15 protein-coding genes and 1 riboswitch are annotated in these 17401 nt (G+C 57.4%); of the genes, 5 read left to right on the top strand and 10 right to left on the bottom strand.

All coding sequences use genetic code 11. From position 1 onward, the window contains the following. Positions 1 to 4: 4 nt before the first annotated feature. Positions 5 to 763, top strand: a complete 759-nt coding sequence (locus BLU64_RS07745; RefSeq protein WP_074728306.1) for a DedA family protein — start codon at positions 5 to 7, stop codon at positions 761 to 763. Here BLU64_RS07745 and ilvN read toward each other — a convergent pair whose 3' ends face one another. The 6 genes from ilvN to sgrR form a co-directional block, all read right to left on the bottom strand. Continuing rightward, complete coding sequence (ilvN, locus tag BLU64_RS07740) at positions 764 to 1057, bottom strand: acetolactate synthase small subunit (RefSeq protein ID WP_026741684.1); 294 nt, start codon at positions 1055 to 1057, stop codon at positions 764 to 766. It lies immediately after the preceding gene. 4 nt (positions 1058 to 1061) lie between these two features. Next, positions 1062 to 2723, bottom strand: a complete 1662-nt coding sequence (gene ilvB, locus BLU64_RS07735) for an acetolactate synthase large subunit (protein ID WP_074728304.1) — start codon at positions 2721 to 2723, stop codon at positions 1062 to 1064. Positions 2724 to 3047: 324 nt separating this feature from the next. After that, positions 3048 to 3767, bottom strand: a complete 720-nt coding sequence (gene thiQ, locus BLU64_RS07730) for a thiamine ABC transporter ATP-binding protein ThiQ (RefSeq protein ID WP_026741686.1) — start codon at positions 3765 to 3767, stop codon at positions 3048 to 3050. Then, a complete protein-coding gene (thiP, locus tag BLU64_RS07725; RefSeq protein WP_074728302.1) occupies positions 3751 to 5361 on the bottom strand; it encodes a thiamine/thiamine pyrophosphate ABC transporter permease ThiP in 1611 nt (536 codons plus the stop codon). Before thiP ends, thiQ begins: the two co-directional genes overlap by 17 nt. Then, the gene (gene thiB, locus BLU64_RS07720; protein WP_026741688.1) at positions 5337 to 6320 is read right to left on the bottom strand and encodes a thiamine ABC transporter substrate binding subunit; all 984 of its coding nucleotides are present in this window, start codon (positions 6318 to 6320) and stop codon (positions 5337 to 5339) included. The genes thiP and thiB overlap by 25 nt, the downstream gene beginning before the upstream one ends. 42 nt (positions 6321 to 6362) lie before the next feature. After that, positions 6363 to 6482: riboswitch (TPP riboswitch) on the bottom strand. 40 nt (positions 6483 to 6522) lie between these two features. Then, entirely contained in the window at positions 6523 to 8181 is a 1659-nt protein-coding gene (gene sgrR / locus BLU64_RS07715; RefSeq protein WP_074728300.1) for an HTH-type transcriptional regulator SgrR, read from the bottom strand. A 106-nt stretch (positions 8182 to 8287) separates the two neighbouring features. Here sgrR and sgrT point away from each other — a divergent pair, with 106 nt between their 5' ends. The 4 genes from sgrT to BLU64_RS07695 all read left to right on the top strand — a co-directional run bounded on the left by sgrT (position 8288) and on the right by BLU64_RS07695 (position 11993). Continuing rightward, positions 8288 to 8452, top strand: a complete 165-nt coding sequence (gene sgrT, locus BLU64_RS07710) for a glucose uptake inhibitor SgrT (protein ID WP_074728368.1) — start codon at positions 8288 to 8290, stop codon at positions 8450 to 8452. Positions 8453 to 8745: 293 nt separating this feature from the next. Continuing rightward, positions 8746 to 10251, top strand: a complete 1506-nt coding sequence (gene proP / locus BLU64_RS07705; protein WP_026741691.1) for a glycine betaine/L-proline transporter ProP — start codon at positions 8746 to 8748, stop codon at positions 10249 to 10251. Between the two features lie 274 nt (positions 10252 to 10525). After that, positions 10526 to 10867 carry a ribonuclease G gene (locus BLU64_RS07700; RefSeq protein WP_074728298.1) on the top strand — a complete coding sequence of 114 codons (342 nt, stop codon included), beginning with the start codon at positions 10526 to 10528 and terminating at the stop codon, positions 10865 to 10867. A gap of 220 nt (positions 10868 to 11087) precedes the next feature. After that, positions 11088 to 11993 (top strand): siderophore-interacting protein, encoded by a 906-nt coding sequence (locus BLU64_RS07695; protein WP_026741693.1) that lies wholly within the window; start codon positions 11088 to 11090, stop codon positions 11991 to 11993. Positions 11994 to 12040: 47 nt separating this feature from the next. Here BLU64_RS07695 and leuD read toward each other — a convergent pair whose 3' ends face one another. The 4 genes from leuD to leuA are packed head-to-tail and all read right to left on the bottom strand — an operon-like array spanning position 12041 to position 16727. Continuing rightward, complete coding sequence (leuD, locus tag BLU64_RS07690; protein WP_026741694.1) at positions 12041 to 12643, bottom strand: 3-isopropylmalate dehydratase small subunit; 603 nt, start codon at positions 12641 to 12643, stop codon at positions 12041 to 12043. 12 nt (positions 12644 to 12655) lie between these two features. Next, positions 12656 to 14056: a 3-isopropylmalate dehydratase large subunit gene (gene leuC, locus BLU64_RS07685; RefSeq protein WP_026741695.1), complete on the bottom strand. Its 1401-nt coding sequence runs from the start codon at positions 14054 to 14056 to the stop codon at positions 12656 to 12658. Between the two features lie 2 nt (positions 14057 to 14058). After that, a complete protein-coding gene (gene leuB, locus BLU64_RS07680) occupies positions 14059 to 15150 on the bottom strand; it encodes a 3-isopropylmalate dehydrogenase (protein WP_026741696.1) in 1092 nt (363 codons plus the stop codon). Beyond that, on the bottom strand, positions 15150 to 16727 hold the full coding sequence (gene leuA, locus BLU64_RS07675) for a 2-isopropylmalate synthase (RefSeq protein WP_026741697.1): 1578 nt from the start codon (positions 16725 to 16727) through the stop codon (positions 15150 to 15152). Before leuA ends, leuB begins: the two co-directional genes overlap by 1 nt. Positions 16728 to 17401: the final 674 nt, after the last annotated feature.

Raw genomic sequence — 17401 nt, 5'->3', positions numbered from 1 at the left:
ATTTATGCAAGCCTGGCTTGAGCACTTGGTTACTCAATCGTTAGCCTATTCACTGCTGGCCGTTTTGCTGGTGGCTTTTCTTGAGTCGCTGGCGTTGGTGGGGTTGCTGCTACCGGGCACCATAATGATGGCGTCGCTGGGCACGTTGATTGGCAGCGGACACCTGGGACTGTATCCGGCCTGGGGGGTTGGCATTATCGGCTGCCTGCTGGGGGATTGGATCTCCTATTACGTCGGCTGGCGCTTCAAGGATCGGCTGCATGGCTGGTCGTTCGTCAAGAAGCACAGCGCCTACCTCTATCGCGTCGAAAAAATGCTGCATCAGCATCATCTCGCGACCATTCTGGTCGGGCGCTTTATCGGCCCGACACGGCCGCTGATCCCTATGGTCGCGGGGATGCTGGAACTGCCCCCGAAACGATTCTTGGTACCGAACATCATCGGCTGCCTGACCTGGCCGCCGGTGTATCTGATGCCGGGAATTTTGGCGGGGGTGGCGATTGATATTCCCCACGCGGCGGACAGCGGCAGCTTCCGCTGGCTGTTGCTGATCGCCGCGGTGCTGACCTGGTCCGCTGGTTGGCTGCTGTGGCGCGCGTGGCGTACTCGCCGAGCGCCGTCTGAAGGATGGCTGACGCCAGCGCGTTTACGCTGGCTGGCGCCGATAGCCACGGTTGCTGCGGTGATCAGCCTGGTGCTGCTGTGGCGGCACCCGCTGATGTCGGTCTACCTGCACCTGCTGCTGCAAATTTTTCGCGGCTGATTAGCGGTAAAACTCAGCCACCTGCTCGAAAATGCGGGTGTCGTCGCCGTGGCGGCGCACCTGCAGCACATCTTCCAGTTTTTCTACCTGACTGATCATCTGCGCCAGACGATCGTCGTCGTTCACCAGCAGCCAAATGCGGCTTTGTTCACCGCCTGGCAGCGGCATACACATGATGCCTTCCACGTTGAACGCCCGGCGGGCGAACAGCCCGCAGACATGCGACATGACGCCGGGATGGTTGCGTACGGACAGCTCAAGCGTGACCTGGGGTGAAGAGGATGCGGTTTGCATAGCATTAATCTCCAATCATCTCAATATTGGCGGCGCCCGGCGGCACCATCGGATAGACTTTTTCGTTCACATCGATCAGCGCGTGAATCAGCGCCGGACCCGGCTGGTTCAGGATGTCGCGCAGAGCGGCTTGTGGATCTTCCGCCGCGTTCAAATCACAGGTCGCCAGTCCGAAACCGGCGGCAATCGCCAGGAAATTGGCCTGATAGCTGTAGTCGGACGCCACGTAACGCTGTTCGTAAAACAGATCCTGCTGCTGGTGGACCATGCCCAGCGCCTGATTGTTCATCAGTACGATTTTGACGTTAAGGCGTTGTTCGGCCAGCGTCGCCAGTTCCTGAATATTCATCATCAGGCTACCGTCGCCGGAGAAGCACACCACCGTGCGATTGGGTTCCGCCAGCGCGGCGCCGATCGCAGCCGGTACGCCAAATCCCATCGTTCCTAAACCGCCAGACGTCAGCCACTGGCGCGTGCGGCGCAGCGGGTAGGACTGGGCTACCCACATCTGATGCTGACCGACGTCGGTGGAGATAATGGCGCTGTCGTCCAGCGATTCGGCGACGGCATGGACCAGTCCGTAGTGGCTCAACGGATCGTCCTGTTGCAGAGTGGCGGGGAACGCCTGCTGTAATTCATTCACCTGCTGTCGCCATTCGGCGCGCGTCTGCGGCGCGATCAGCGGCAGCAGCTGCGTCAGTCCTTTTGCAACATCGGCATGCAGCGCCACGTGCGGCTGGCGGATTTTGCCCAGCTCGGCGGCGTCGATATCCATGTGAATAATGCTGGCGTTCGGGCAGAACTGCTCGGCTTTGCCAATGGCGCGATCGTCGAAGCGTGCGCCCAACACGATCAACAGATCGGACTGTTGCAGGATCATGTTGGTGGATCGTGCGCCGTGCATTCCCAGCATGCCCAGCGACAGCGGATGATCGGCAGGCATGGCGCCGAGCGCCATCAATGTCATGGTAGTGGGAATACCGGCGGACTCCGCCAGTTGGATCGCCTGCCGGTGGGCGCCGGCGCTGACGATCCCGCCACCGAGATACAGCACGGGACGGCTGGCTGCGTTGATCATCGCCGCCGCCTGCTCAAGGGCCTGCGGTTCGGCGGCGACCGGCGCGTCATTCGGCGCAGGCGCAGGCAGGGCGTCCAGATCAATGGTGGCGGTCTGTACATCTTTCGGCACGTCGATCCATACCGGGCCGGGGCGGCCGGACTGCGCGATGCGGAAGGCCTCGTTCATCACGTGGGCCAGCTCGTTGATGTTTCGCACCAGATAGTTGTGTTTGGTGACGGGGATGGAGATGCCGTAGGTGTCCACTTCCTGAAAGGCATCGCTGCCGATCATATTGGAGGAGACCTGAGCGGTAATGCAGACCAGCGGAATGGAATCGAGTTTCGCATCGGCAATCGCGGTCAGCAGGTTGGTCGCGCCGGGGCCGCTGGAGGCCATGCAGACCGCCGCTTTGCCGCTGGCTCGCGCCATGCCCTGAGCGATGAAGCCCGCGCCTTGCTCGTGTCGCGCCAGTACGTGGCGAATGGTTCGGCTTTGTCCCAGCGCATCGTACAACGGCAGGGCGGCCCCGCCGGGAATGCCCGTGACGGTCGTGATGCCTTGCTGCTCCAGCATGTGGACGATCAGCTCAGCTCCGGTATAACGCATAGTCATATCCTTTATCAGAGCCGGTGCAGTTTGGGAGCGGGGATAGAAAGGACAAACCCCGCTCGGCTGGCGCCGGCGGGGTTTGAGAATCTCTTCTGGATTCGGACCCGTTACGGCGCGTTGCCGACCACGACGACGACCACTAGGCGCACGACGACAACCGCATCGACGAGTGCGGTGTTGGAGAGTGCTAGCGTGGAGGACGTGTGTTTCACGGAGAATCCTGTCGTTGGTTTTTTTTAAACCATGTGTATGGACAGGCCAATAGCACATGGGCTGTGGCAGACAATAACCCACAACCGTGAAAAGGTCAAAACCTGTTCGCTATCCGTTTTTATTTTGTTCAGCGGGGACGATCCCAAGGATCTGAGCGGCGGCGACGCGCCCTTGTTGCAGGTCGCAGGTTGAGCCGTCGTAAGCCACGTGGCCGTCGACCACCAACGCGGTGCGATCGGCGATACGGGCGGCGTCCTCAAGGTGGTGCGAGACCATCAGCAGGGTCAGCTGGCGGTCGCGGCATACGTCGTCGACCAGCGTCAGCATCTCTGCGCGCAACGCCGGGTCTAGCGCGGAGAACGGTTCGTCCAGCAGCAAAATCGGCTGCTGACGCAATAGGCAACGCGCCAGCGCCGCCCGCTGCCGCTGGCCGCCAGACACCTGCGACGGCAGCCGATCCAACAGCGCGGTCAGCCCGACGCGTTCAGCGATGTGATTCAACGCCACGCGTTGCGGCTGTGTCAGCTTTAGACCGGGATGCAGTCCCAGCGCGATATTCTGCGACAGCGTCAGGTGGGGGAAGAGATTATTTTCCTGGAACAGAATCGACACCGGCCTTTTCGCCGGTGGCGTCCGGCGGTGATCCGCGCCGTTCAGCATAAGGCGGCCGCCGTCCGCAGGAAGAAAACCGGCGATCAAGCTGAGCAGGGAGCTTTTGCCTGCGCCGCTGGGACCGAGCACGGCAACGCGTTCACCGGCTTCCACGCGCAGATCAAACCGCATCGGCTGGTGCTGGTAGAGATAAGTCAGTTTATCGAGAACGATCATAATCGCCTGCCCGTTTTTCAATCAGGGTGAACAGAACAAAACATAGCAGCAGCAAAAGCAGAGCGGTCACGGCGCCGTCGGCGCTGCGGTAAGCGCCGATTTGCTGGTACAGATAAAACGGCAACGTTCGGAACTGCTCATTGCCGAACAGCGCGATGATGCCGAAATCGCCAAGCGAGAGAATCGAGGCGAACGCCAGCGCTTGGGCGATGGGCGCTCGCAGCGCTCGTAGTTCGATGGTTTGCAGTCGCCGCCAGCCGCGGATATCCAACGACTGACACAGCAGGTTGTAGCGTTCGGCGATGTCATACATCGGATTTTCCAGCACTTTGAGCGCGTAGGGGATCGCCATCAGCGCGTTCGTCGCCGCCACCAGCCACAGGGGCGACGTCGGCAGCCCGATGGTGCCGTTCAGCAGCAGGAAAAATCCGCTCGCCAGTACGATACCGGGCATCGCCAGAATCAGCATGCCGCTGAGATCCAACAGCTGGGCGGAAAGCGGGCGGCGACGCAATTTGAGTTCCCGGCTGCTCCACAGCAGCATTAGCGTGAGCAGCACGCACAGCAGGCCGGAGATGATCGCGACCTTCAGCGAGGTCCACAGCGCATCCCACAGTGCGGGGTGACGCAACACGACGGGCAGGGAGGTGTTCAGTCCATCCGCCACCACGGCCAGCAGCGGCGGCAGCAGCAGCATCAGCGCGGCCACGATCAACAGCGCGTCCGTTATGCGATTAAACCGGGTGTCCTGAGGATTGCGCCAGCGCGTCTGCTGGCTGTATCCGACCGGCAGCAGTTTGGCCAGCCGCTGGCTGAGCAGAACCAGACCGAGGCAGCATCCCATCTGGATTAGCGCCAACAGCGAGGCGCGCGCCGGATCGTAGTCAAAGCTTAGTGCCTGATAAATTGCCAGCTCAATGGTGGTGGCTTTGGGGCCGCCGCCCAGCGAGAGCACGACGGCGAAACTGGCGAAACAGAGCATAAAGATCAGCGCGGCCGCAGGCAGGAGCTGTCGGCGCAGCCACGGCCACTCGACGATGCGAAAGTGCTGCCATTCACTCATCCCGAGCTGCGCGGCCATCTGCCGCTGTTCGGTAGCGATGCCTTCCAGCGCCTGCAACATCAGACGTGTGGCTAGCGGCAGATTGAAGAAAACGTGCGCCAGCAGTATGCCGCCAAGTCCATAGGGCGAAAATGAGTAGGGTAGGCCGAACGCCGCCGTCAACTGCGAGAGCCAGCCGTGCCGACCGTAGACGCTCAGCAGGCCGAACACGGTCACCAGCACCGGCAGCACCAGCGTCATGGCGTACAGTCTAAGCAGCCAGCGATGCCCCGGAAAACGGCGGCGATACAGCGCGCGCGCCAGAAAAATCGCCGGGATGGTCGACAGCAGCGTCGAGAGCGACGCCTGCCAAAATGTGAAGCGAACGACGTGCCAAAGGTAGTCGTCCTGCCACAGCGCGCGCCACGGATTCTGAGGCGCCTGAAGCCACAGCGCGCCGAAAGCCAGCGCCGCGACCACGACCAGCAGCAGGGCGGCGATGGCGCCGGGCCAGAGCCAGCCGGGGATTAGCGGCTGACGGCGCGTTGCCATGCCTGGATCCAGTCGTTACGCTGCGCGGCGACCTGTTGCGACGTATACGACAACGTCGTCGCGGGTTTGTCCAGACGCTGGAAGCCCGCGGGCAGCGGCATGTCGATGACCGGATACATCCAATTGGTGGTCGGGATGAGCTGCTGGAAGGCTGGGCTGACCATGAACGTCAGGAAGCGCTCGGCCAGCTGCGGCTGTTGGCTGCTTGCCAGACGGCCGGCGACCTCCACCTGGAGATAGTGTCCCTCGCTGAAGGGCGCCGCGGCATAGTTGTCTTTCTTCTCTTCGATGATGTGATAGGCGGGCGAGGTGGTGTAGCTCAGCACCAGATCGGCTTCGCCCTTCAGGAACAGACCATAGGCTTCGCTCCAGCCTTTGGTGACGGTGACCGTTTTCGTAGCCAGCTTCTGCCAGGCTTGCGGGGCGCTGTCGCCATAGACTTTTTGCATCCACAGCAGCAGGCCCAGGCCCGGCGTGCTGGTACGCGGATCCTGATAAATGACTTTCCACGGCTCTGGGCTGTCGACCAGCTCATGCAGGCTGCGAGGCGGGTTTTTCAGTTTGTCGCGATCGTAGATGAAGGCGAAGTAGCCGTAGTCGTAGGGTACAAAGGTATCATTGTGCCAGCCGTCCGGCAGCGAGAGCGCGTCGGTATCGACCGTCCGTTTGCTGAACAGGCCGGTATGTTCAGCCGCCTCTAGCAGGTTGTTGTCCAGACCCAGCACAATATCGGCCTGCGTGCGCTTTCCTTCCATCCGCAGGCGGTTGAGCAGCGCCACGCCGTCGGCCAGCGCCACGAATTTCAGTTCGCAGTCGCACTCTTTCTCGAATGCGGTTTTCACGCCGGGACCGGGTCCCCATTCCGAGGTAAAGGAGTCGTAGGTATACACGGTCAGCGTAGGCTTCGCCAACGCCGGAGCAGAGAGAATCAACAGGCAGGACAGTAATTTTTTTAACACTTTGCACTCCTGAAATAAGGGTGGCAAAGGTCTTTGAGCAAGCGGCAAAGCACTCCCAAATCCCTTCGCCGGTATTAACCGGATCAGGTTCGACGGGTATTTTCTCAGCGTAAAGCGGACGGTATGACGGCACCGGACTTTATCGCACCCCGTTGAGAACTCAGGCATTGTAGAGACTTCATGCCCGGAGTCAAAGCGCGCGTCAGTTTTCCGGCGGCGCGAACCAGGCGGATTTGAAATCAAACCACCCCAGCGTATTCATACGAATGCCGCGCATGCTGCGTTGCCCTTGCAATTGGAGCCAGTGGTGAAAAAGCGGATGGATCTGCTGCTGAGTTATGAGCGATTGGCTCCAGTCCGCCAGCGACCAACCGCCCTGACGCCACTGGCTGGCGTCTTCGGTGAGATCCCGATCCAGACAGTGCTGCATCAGCGGCAGTTCGTAGAGCAGGGCGAACAAGGAGAACTCGAGCGGCAGATAGAAATTGGCGCTGCCGAGCCAGATGTCGCTCGCCTCGGCGCCCTGATACCACTCAGCATAGTCGATACGGCGGACCGACAACGTGACGCCGTGAGCCGACAGCAGCCGACGAATGATGTCGCTGATGTCCTGATACTCGGCGTGCTCATGATAAAAAGTGAGGGTCAGGTGCGAGAGGTCTTCAGGTTTGTCCAGCGTCAGGCGGGGCTGGGCGTGGTGCCAGCGCGGCAGCAGGCCGTAGGCCGGGGACCAGTTGCACTGGTAAGTTTCGTCGGCGAGTCCGAGCAGGGCGACCGGACTCAGTACCTGACATAGCCAGTCCCTGACCTCCCGGCGCGAGGTCAGCGGCGAACGTCGGTCGAACAGCAGGAAGTAGCAGCCTTCCTCCAGCCGGTTCTCCAATTCGTTGTTCGGCGAGTTATCGTTTTGTAGTTGAAGGGAACAGGAGGGGGTATCCGGCGCGTCCGGCAATACCCAGATGCTGACCTCGTCGATCAGCGCACGATAGCCAAAGTAGTCGTCGAAGGCGTTGATTTTCAGCTGCGTATTACTGTTGCGCAGAACGGCGTAAGGGCCGGTGCCCACCGGGTGGCGGGTGAAGTCGGGGAGCGTTTTCCACTCCTGCGGCAAAATCATCGCGGACACGCTGCCGAGCAGCCAGGGAAACCAGACATCCGGCGTCGCCAGGCGCACGTCCAGCACGGACGGGATGGGCGATTCGACGGCACAGATATGTGAAAACAGCGGCATCGCGGTGATGCGTTGCAGAGACGCGATCACATCTTCCATCGTCAGTTCCCGACCGTGATGGAAACGGACGGCGGGGCGCAGGTAAAAACGCCAGTGCTGGGGGGTGACCTGCTGCCAGTGGTGGGCTAAGTCCGGCAGGAGTTCCCCATTTTCCTCATTTATGGTGGTTAACCCGCTAAAGATCTGCCGGGCCAGATGCGTCTCCGAACGCCGTAGCGCAGAGCCGGGCATCAGATTACGCATCGGCCGGTAGTAGGCGATGCGCAGCAGATGCTTACCCTGCCTGAAGCTGCGCCCGATATGGGATAGCAGCATTTGCCGCACCTGCGATTTGTCCCCCACCAACTGCACCAGCTGGTCGATCCGATCTTGCTCCAGCAGGTCTTCCGCCCGCTGTTGCTGTAGCGTCAGGCCGGTATAGAGGAAGCTGAGCCGCGAGCGTTTTCCTCGTCCCGCTTCTGCTTCCCAGGTCAGCCATCCCTCTTCCTGCATGGCTCGCAGGAGCGAGCGAATATGCCGCCGCGAGCAGTTAAGGACGCCGGTCAGCTCCTGTAGCGTGGTGTCTGTAGGCTGTCCTTGCAGGTGTTGCCAGAGCCGGATGAACTGTTGTTGCAGTCGCGATGAGGACATAAAGGGGAACTCCTCAGCCTAAAGTCATCAATATATTTTCCCCTATCTTACGTTGATACTTTGTCACAACGAAAGCGCAAATAATGAACGGTCGGAGGGCATGACGATGGCACTATCACGATTGTATCGAAGTTATCGCAGCATCCTGTCCCTGGGACACTCGGCGTGGGGACGCTGGTTGTCGGCTTCTCAACGTCTGACGCTGCTGATGCAGGTGACGCAATGGCAGACGGAGACTCTGTCTGATGAGGAATACCGCCACTGGATTTGAGGGCGAAGCAGTTTCTATTTTCTGAGTGATGGTGAAAATTTCACCTGCCGACGGTTATTCCGTCGGCTTTTTTTTGGGCTGAAATAAGTAACCGTATCTTATGCTAATATGGGCTATAGAAGTGTGTAAAGGAACGTCAAAGTCGATATAAACATTCAACCTATGGTAACATGCTAGTAAATGAAACTGGGTTAATCGGTTATAGCGAAATAAAAAACTATCTTGATGTGACCATCCTTCAGTGAGACGTTTCAATTCAGTCTATTACATTAAAACAGGTAAAATAATTCACTATGAAGTTACGTAGAAAAAAGGCACAACCCATCGTTCTGGGCGATGTCACCATTATTGACGACACTCGTTTACGTAAAGCCATTACCGCAGCTGCGCTCGGCAATGCCATGGAATGGTTCGATTTTGGTGTGTATGGCTTTGTGGCTTATGCATTGGGCCAGGTCTTCTTCCCCGGCGCTAACCCCAGCGTCCAGATGATCGCCGCATTGGCGACATTCTCTGTTCCTTTCCTGATTCGTCCGTTGGGCGGGCTGTTCTTCGGCTCCTTGGGCGACAAATACGGCCGTCAGAAAATATTGGCCATCACCATTATCATCATGTCGGTCAGTACATTCTGTATCGGCTTGATACCGTCCTATAACTCCATTGGGATCTGGGCGCCGATACTGCTGCTGCTGGCCAAAATGGCCCAGGGCTTCTCCGTGGGCGGCGAATATACCGGCGCGTCGATCTTCGTCGCTGAATACTCCCCGGACCGGAAGCGCGGATTCATGGGGAGCTGGCTGGACTTCGGTTCCATCGCCGGGTTTGTGCTGGGCGCGGGCGTCGTGGTGCTGATCTCCGCCATCGTCGGCGAAGCCGCGTTTCTGGAATGGGGCTGGCGTATCCCGTTCTTCCTGGCGCTGCCGTTAGGGATCATCGGCCTTTATCTGCGTCATGCGCTGGAAGAAACACCTGCGTTTCAGCAACACGTTGATAAAATGGAAAAAGACGATCGCGACGGTTTGAGCAGCGGTCCCAGAGTCTCGTTTAAAGAGATCGCAACAAAACACTGGAAAGGTCTGCTGGCCTGTACGGGGTTGGTGATTGCCACCAATGTCACCTACTACATGCTGCTGACTTACATGCCGAGCTATCTGTCGCATAACCTGCACTACTCCGAGAACCACGGCGTGCTGATCATCATCGCCATCATGATTGGGATGCTGTTTGTTCAGCCGGTGATGGGGCTGCTGAGCGATCGCTTCGGACGTAAACCATTCGTAGTGATCGGCAGCATAGCGATGTTCCTGCTGGCAATCCCGTGCTTCATGATGATCAACAGCGGCGTGATTGGCCTGATTTTCCTGGGACTGCTGATCTTGGCGGTGATTTTGAACGCCTTTACCGGGGTCATGGCTTCTTCCCTTCCCGCTATGTTCCCGACGCACATTCGCTACAGTGCGCTGGCCAGCGCGTTCAACATTGCTATTCTGATTGCCGGTCTGACGCCAGCAGCAGTAGCCTGGTTGGTCGAAGCCAGCAATAACCTGTTTATGCCAGCCTATTACCTGATGGTTATCGCCGTTGTTGGACTGATTACAGGGATCTTCATGAAGGAAACGGCCAACAAGCCGCTGAAAGGCGCCACGCCTGCGGCTTCTGACCTGAGTGAGGCCAAAGAGCTGCTGCGTGAGCATCACGATAATATCGAGCATAAAATCGAAGACATTAACGTGCAAATCACCGAGCTGGAGAAGAAACGCCAGATGCTGATCGACCAGCATCCTCGCATCAACGAATAATCGTTAGCTGCTGTCAGGAAAGCATTCTGCTTTCCTGACGCCAAATCAGGCAGAAGTCCATTGGGCCTCTGCCTGATTTTTTTTGCGCCGCTTCCCATGAATTTGCTGTCGCACCGGGATAATATTCACCGACGCGCCCACCATGCGAAAGATCAATTAAATTAAATGATTGGCTGATCATAGTGTCGATACAAAATAGTTGAAGCTCGAATGTAACCCGTTGTATTGTCCGCAGCGTTTTATTTTTGTTCTATTTTGAAAGGAAAACTCGCACATGGCCGAATATGGAAAAGCAGTACCAAGAGAAGTAAAGGGATGGAACTGGGGCGCATTTATGTTCAACATCGTCTGGGGTATCGGCAACAAAACCTATCTGCCGCTATTGTGCTTTATTCCTGTATTGAACATTGTCTGGATGTTTGTGTGCGGCTTCAAAGGCAACGAATGGGCGTGGCAGAACGCCGACTATGATGATGTGGAAACGTTCAAACGCGTACAGAATAGCTGGAATAGGGCCGGTCTGTTCGCCTTCGTTCTGGCGCTGGTCTCGGTGTTCTTATCCATTTTTGTTCTGTCCACCATGATGGCGTCACTCGCAGGGGCGCTGGTGCGTTAATCCCATCAAAACAATGGCATTTGTTGCTGGATAACGAATGCCATTTTTCGGTTATTTCTCCCCCTTCTGAACCGCCTCAATAGCCTGCATGTTCATTCTTCATCTCACTTTGCGAGGCTGCTTCCACTCTCTGTAAATGCCAGTATCAATAATTGTTCTCATTATCACTTGAATGCTAACATTCCTGGCTCATATACGGTGGAAACCCAAGGGAATGAGTATGGCGGGAGCGAAAGAGTACAAGATTTTCGAGGTTGCGCTGGCGCGTAAGCAGCGACTGAGTCCGTCCATGATGCGCTGTGTTTTTAGCGGCGAGTCGGTGAGCCAGATGACGACCGGCGCGCCCGATCAGCGCATCAAACTCCTGTTTCCGGCGATCGATGGCACGCCGTCTCAACTGCCGGACGTCGCGAATTGGTATGCCGAGCTGCTGGCGTTGCCGAAACGCCAACGTCCGATTGCGCGGACCTATACCCTTCGCCGCCTGAATGCGGCTGCGGGGGAAGTGGAGGTGGAGTTCGTCATTCACGGCACGGAAGGTCCTGCGTCATCGTGGGCGATGCGCGCTGAACCGGGCGATCGCCTTCAAATGGTGGCGCCCTGCGCCGCCTCGCAGAGCCACCAAGGCGGCTATGAGTGGCTGCCCACCGAACAGACCCGCCGGGCGTTGCTAATCGCTGACGAAACCGCGTTTCCCGCCGTGAAGGGGATTCTGGAACAACTGGCCGGTCAGGCGTCGCCGCCTCAGGTTCAGGCTTTTATCGAATTGCCGCTTCGTGCCGACTGTCAGGATCTCAGCCATTTCTCCTTCGCTGATATTCATTGGTTGCCGCGGGAGGAATGCGGGGCAAAACACGGAGTGCGGCTGTTGGATGCGGTACGCGATGCGCTTATCTTGCCGCAGGTCCCAATCATGCCTTCCGTCGTGTCGTTAACGGAAGTCCCGGACGACGAACTGTTGTGGGAAAGGGCGGAGAGTCAGCACGGGCAGTTTTTCGGCTGGGTAGCTGCCGAATCATCGGTGGTTAAAGCCTTGCGACGATATCTGGTGGGCGAGCGGGGTATAGCGCGAGAGTCGATGGCGTTTATGGCGTATTGGTGTCAGGGGCCGCGCCGGGAGGGATAAGAACAGGCCCGCTTAAGCGGGCCTGGGACAGGATGAGCGGATAAGCCTTAACGTAGGAACGTCGGCTGCGTTTCCTCATAGCGGGCAATTGCCGCTTCGTGTTGCAGCGTCAGGCCGATGTTATCCAGACCATTGATCATGCAGTGGCGACGGAAGCTATCGATTTCAAACGGATAACTCTTGTCGCCCGCCTTCACGATCTGAGCTTCCAGGTCGACGGTGAAGGTAATGCCTTCGTGGTTTTCTACCAGGGTGAACAGCTCGTCGACGTCGGCGTCGCTCAGTCGAACCGGCAGCAGCTGGTTGTTCAAGGCGTTACCGTAGAAAATATCAGCGAAGCTCGGCGCAATCACCACGCTAAACCCGTAGTCGGTCAGCGCCCACGGCGCATGTTCGCGGGATGAACCGCAGCCGAAGTTTTCACGGGTCAGCAGGATGCTGGCGCCTTTGTAACGAGGCTGGTTCAGCACGAATTCGGGATTAGGCTGCTGGCCCGCATCATCCAGAAAACGCCAGTCGTTGAACAGGTGCTGGCCGAAACCGGTACGGGTCACCTTCTGCAGAAACTGCTTGGGAATGATGGCATCGGTATCGACGTTGGCGTTGTCCAGCGGGACGACCAGACCAGTATGTTGAGTAAATTTAGTCATGGGTTATCCCTCTCAGTTCAGTTCACGAATGTCGGCGAAACGCCCGGTCACCGCGGCCGCGGCGGCCATTGCGGGGCTGACCAGATGAGTCCGGCCGGCACGGCCCTGACGTCCTTCGAAGTTACGGTTGCTGGTGGACGCGCAGCGTTCGCCCGGATTCAGACGGTCATTGTTCATCGCCAGACACATTGAGCAGCCAGGCAGGCGCCATTCGAAGCCGGCCTCGATAAAGATCTTGTCCAGACCTTCCTCTTCCGCCTGCGCTTTTACCGGGCCTGAGCCGGGAACGACCATCGCCTGTACGCCCGCAGCGACTTTACGGCCTTTGGCGATCGCGGCGGCGGCGCGCAGATCCTCGATCCGCGAGTTGGTGCAGGAGCCGATAAAGACTTTGTCGATGGCGACCTCGGTCAGTTTGATCCCCGCTTTCAGCCCCATGTAATTCAACGCTTTTTCGGCGGAGGCGCGCTCGACCGGATCGTTGAAGGATTCCGGTGACGGGATGGCCTGATTCACGCCAATCACCTGACCGGGGTTGGTGCCCCAGGTGACCTGCGGCGCGATGTCGGCGGCGTTCAGCGTAACGACGCTGTCAAACTGCGCATCCGCATCTGACTTCATCGTTTTCCAGTAAGCCACGGCTTTATCCCACTCATCACCCTTCGGCGAGAACTGGCGCCCTTTCAGGTAGGCGAAAGTCGTTTCATCCGGAGCGACAAGACCGGCTTTGGCGCCCATTTCAATCGCCATGTTGCACAGTGTCATGCGGCCTTCCATGCTCAGCGCTTCGATGGCCTTGCCGCAGAACTCGACCACGTGACCGGTGCCCCCGGCGCTGCCGGTTTTGCCGATGATCGCCAATACGATATCTTTCGCGGTGATGCCGGGAGCAGCATCGCCGGCGACTTCAATCTTCATGGTTTTCGCGCGACCTTGTTTCAGGGTCTGGGTCGCCATCACGTGTTCGACTTCGGAAGTCCCGATGCCGAACGCCAGCGAACCAAACGCGCCGTGTGTGGCCGTGTGGGAGTCGCCGCAGACGATGGTCATGCCCGGCAGCGTCATTCCCTGCTCAGGACCGATCACGTGAACGATGCCCTGATAAGGGTGGTTCAGATCGTACAGCTGTACGCCGAATGCTTTGCAGTTCTTGATCAGTTCTTGCATCTGGATGCGGGCCATCTCGCCGCTGGCGTTGATATCGCGCGTCTGGGTGGAGACGTTATGATCCATCGTGGCGAAGGTTTTTCCGGGCTGACGCAGCTGGCGGCCCTTGGCGCGCAAGCCGTCGAACGCCTGGGGCGATGTCACTTCATGCACCAGATGACGGTCGATATACAGCAGCGGCGTTTCGTTTTCCGCTTCGTACACGACGTGCGCATCAAATAATTTCTGATATAACGTTTTACCCATGATCACACCCCTTCCGCGACATAGCGGGCAATAACGTCGCCCATTTCACTGGTGCCGATGGCTTTGCCGTCACGAGCCAGATCGCCCGTGCGGTATCCGGCCTCCAGCGCATGATTCACCGCTTGCTCAATGGCGGAAGCGGCGGCATCTTCACCCAGGCTGTAACGCAGCAGCAGGGCCGCAGACAGGATTTGTGCAATCGGGTTGGCGATGTCTTTGCCAGCGATATCAGGCGCGGAACCGCCTGCGGGTTCATACAGACCGAAGCCGGATTCGTTCAGGCTGGCGGAAGGCAGCATGCCCATTGAGCCGGTGATCATGGCGCATTCGTCGGACAGAATGTCGCCGAAGATGTTGGAACACAGCACTACGTCGAACTGGGCCGGATCTTTGATCATCTGCATCGTGGCATTGTCGATGTACATATGGTTCAGCTTCACATCCGGGTAATCTTTGGCGATTTCGGTAACGACCTCGCGCCAAAGAATGCTGCTCTGCAACACGTTCGCTTTGTCGATAGACGTCACGGTATGACGGCGTTTACGTGCGGATTCAAAGGCGATGCGGGCAATACGTTCAATTTCGAAACGGTGATAAATCTCAGTATCGAAAGCGCGTTCATCTTTACCGCTGCCTTCGCGGCCTTTCGGCTGGCCGAAATAGATCCCGCCGGTCAGTTCGCGGACGCACAGGATGTCGAAGCCTTTCGCGGCGATGTCTTCGCGCAGCGGGCAGAATGCTTCCAACCCCTGATACAGGCGGGCCGGCCGCAGGTTGCTGAACAGGCTGAAGTGTTTACGCAGCGGCAGTAACGCGCCGCGCTCAGGCTGCTCAGACGGGGGCAAATGTTCCCATTTAGGACCGCCGACGGAACCGAACAGAATCGCGCTCGCCTGTTCGCAGCCGGTAATGGTGTCTATGGGCAATGGCGTACCCTGACGGTCAATGGCGGCGCCGCCGATATCATATTCGCTGGTTGTTATGTTCAAACCAAAACGTTGACGTAAGGCTTCCAACACTTTATATGCCTGCGCCATGACTTCCGGACCGATGCCGTCACCAGGCAGTACGGCGATATGGTAACTTTTGTTCATCACACTGTTTCCTGACTATTTTGTTTGTTGTTCTGCTGCTGCAAACGCAGTAATTCCTTTTCAACCATCTGCGCGCGCTGAATATTGTTCAATACGTTCACCATGGCGTTCGCGGAGGATTCGACGATATCCGTCGCCAGACCGACGCCGTGGAAGCGACGGTTCTGATATTCGACCACGATGTCTACCTGACCCAGCGCTTCTTTGCCGTGACCTTTGGCGGACAGCTGATACTGCACCAGATTGATATCGAAACCGGTGATACGGTTGATGGCTTTGTAGACGGCGTCGACCGGGCCGTTGCCGGTGGCGGCTTCTGATTTGATTTCTTCGCCGCAGGCCAGTTTGACCGACGCCGTGGCCATGACGCTGGAGCCTGATTGTACGCTGAAATAATCCAGGCGGTAGAGGGCCGCGTCTTCTTGTTTATTGTTGATGAACGCCAGCGCTTCCAGATCATAATCAAACACCTGGCCTTTCTTGTCCGCCAGTTTCAGGAAGGCGGAATACAAATCATCCAGGTTGTAGTCGCACTCCTTATAGCCCATCTCTTCCATGCGGTGTTTCACGGCAGCACGGCCTGAGCGCGACGTCAGGTTCAGCTGCACTTCTTTCAGACCGATGGATTCAGGCGTCATGATTTCGTAGTTTTCGCGATTTTTCAGAACGCCGTCCTGATGGATGCCGGAAGAGTGGGCGAAGGCGTTGGCGCCGACGACGGCTTTGTTGGCCGGAATCGGCATATTGCAGATTTGACTGACCATCTGGCTGGTGCGGTAAATTTCCTGATGATTGATGTTGGTGTGCAGATTCATCAGCTTCTGGCGCACTTTGATCGCCATAATGACTTCTTCCAGCGCACAGTTACCGGCGCGTTCGCCGATGCCATTCAGCGTCCCTTCGACCTGACGGGCGCCCGCGTTGACCGCCGCCATGGCGTTGCCGACCGCCAGACCCAGATCGTCGTGGGTGTGGACGGAGATGATGGCTTTGTCGATATTGGGAACGCGCTGGTACAGCGAAGCGATGATATTGCCGAATTCATGAGGCAGGGTGTAGCCGACGGTATCTGGAATGTTGATGGTGCGGGCGCCGGCGTTGATAGCGGCTTCCACGACGCGACTCAGATCGTCAATCGGCGTCCGTCCCGCATCTTCACAGGAGAACTCGACGTCGTCAGTGTAGTTGCGCGCGCGCTTGATCATACAGGTTGCGCGTTCAATCACGTCATTCAGCGTACTGCGCAGCTTGGTGGCGATATGCATCGGCGAGGTGGCGATAAAAGTATGAATACGGAATGCGTCTGCCACTTTCAGGGCTTCAGCCGCGACATCGATATCCTTCTCTACACAGCGAGCCAGTGCACAGACGCGGCTGTTTTTGATCTGCCGGGCGATGGATTGTACTGAATCGAAATCACCAGGCGATGAGACCGGGAAGCCCACTTCCATCACATCGACCCCCATACGCTCCAATGCCATGGCGATCTGAATCTTTTCCTTGACGCTCAGACTGGCCTGCAGTGCCTGCTCACCATCACGCAATGTGGTATCGAAAATAATCACTTCTTGGCTCATCGCTCTGGTTCCTTTGTCTAGTAAATTCTGACGCCCGGCGAGTAAAAAAAAACCCGCGCAATGGCGCGGGTTTTTTTGAAGGTGTGGCGTGAAAATCAGCTGTAAATTTCGCCCACCGGCATACCGCGCATGTTGGATGCGATAAGTAGTAGGCCTAGTAGTTTTGCGAAGTGGGACATGCTGATTGTCTTCCAATGTTTGTTAGTAAATTGCTTCTCTATTATTGGTACTTGAATACTGTGGGTATGTCAACGTTTGATTTTTGTGACAAAGAGGGGATTTCCGGCGATAAATTTGGCCTGATTTGTTCTAAAAATAGCCAGACCGCGCGATGGGTAAGTGGAGTCTTTGGGCTGGTTATGTCGGCATACAGGACCCCATATCGCGCTTTTTCAGTCAGAAAAGAGGGTTAGCGCCGATAATATTTTTTGCTGAACTCACTGAGGCTCATGGGATATTTTCAGACCAACGCCGATTCTTTTGGAGTTTTAACGTAGTAAAAGTGTTTTTTGCAGCCAATTCCCCGAATGCGTGTAAACGTGTTTAAGTCCGCGGAATTAGCCTGACGTAAAGACTGCCATTATGTTGATGCGTTCTATTTTGAGAAGAGCGAAATCACGCGAATTTTATCCCGCGAAAATCTGCCGTAAAACGGCTGTTTATGCGGATAAAAA

It is taken from the genome of Lonsdalea quercina (assembly GCF_900107885.1).
Taxonomy (GTDB): domain Bacteria; phylum Pseudomonadota; class Gammaproteobacteria; order Enterobacterales; family Enterobacteriaceae; genus Lonsdalea; species Lonsdalea quercina.
The sequence above is the reverse complement of the archived record's forward strand: the minus strand, read 5'-3'. Positions and strand labels throughout refer to the sequence as shown.

Bases quoted from the DNA above. Each gene is read 5' to 3' on its own strand.
- sgrR (WP_074728300.1), bottom strand. From the start codon at position 8,181: ATGTCCTCATCGCGACTGCAACAACAGTTCATCCGGCTCTGGCAACAC.
- leuC (WP_026741695.1), bottom strand. From the start codon at position 14,056: ATGGGTAAAACGTTATATCAGAAATTATTTGATGCGCACGTCGTGTAC.
- sgrT (WP_074728368.1), top strand. From the start codon at position 8,288: ATGGCACTATCACGATTGTATCGAAGTTATCGCAGCATCCTGTCCCTG.
- proP (WP_026741691.1), top strand. From the start codon at position 8,746: ATGAAGTTACGTAGAAAAAAGGCACAACCCATCGTTCTGGGCGATGTC.
- BLU64_RS07695 (WP_026741693.1), top strand. From the start codon at position 11,088: ATGGCGGGAGCGAAAGAGTACAAGATTTTCGAGGTTGCGCTGGCGCGT.
- thiP (WP_074728302.1), bottom strand. From the start codon at position 5,361: ATGGCAACGCGCCGTCAGCCGCTAATCCCCGGCTGGCTCTGGCCCGGC.
- leuD (WP_026741694.1), bottom strand. From the start codon at position 12,643: ATGACTAAATTTACTCAACATACTGGTCTGGTCGTCCCGCTGGACAAC.
- ilvN (WP_026741684.1), bottom strand. From the start codon at position 1,057: ATGCAAACCGCATCCTCTTCACCCCAGGTCACGCTTGAGCTGTCCGTA.
- ilvB (WP_074728304.1), bottom strand. From the start codon at position 2,723: ATGCGTTATACCGGAGCTGAGCTGATCGTCCACATGCTGGAGCAGCAA.
- thiQ (WP_026741686.1), bottom strand. From the start codon at position 3,767: ATGATCGTTCTCGATAAACTGACTTATCTCTACCAGCACCAGCCGATG.
- BLU64_RS07700 (WP_074728298.1), top strand. From the start codon at position 10,526: ATGGCCGAATATGGAAAAGCAGTACCAAGAGAAGTAAAGGGATGGAAC.
- leuA (WP_026741697.1), bottom strand. From the start codon at position 16,727: ATGAGCCAAGAAGTGATTATTTTCGATACCACATTGCGTGATGGTGAG.
- leuB (WP_026741696.1), bottom strand. From the start codon at position 15,150: ATGAACAAAAGTTACCATATCGCCGTACTGCCTGGTGACGGCATCGGT.
- BLU64_RS07745 (WP_074728306.1), top strand. From the start codon at position 5: ATGCAAGCCTGGCTTGAGCACTTGGTTACTCAATCGTTAGCCTATTCA.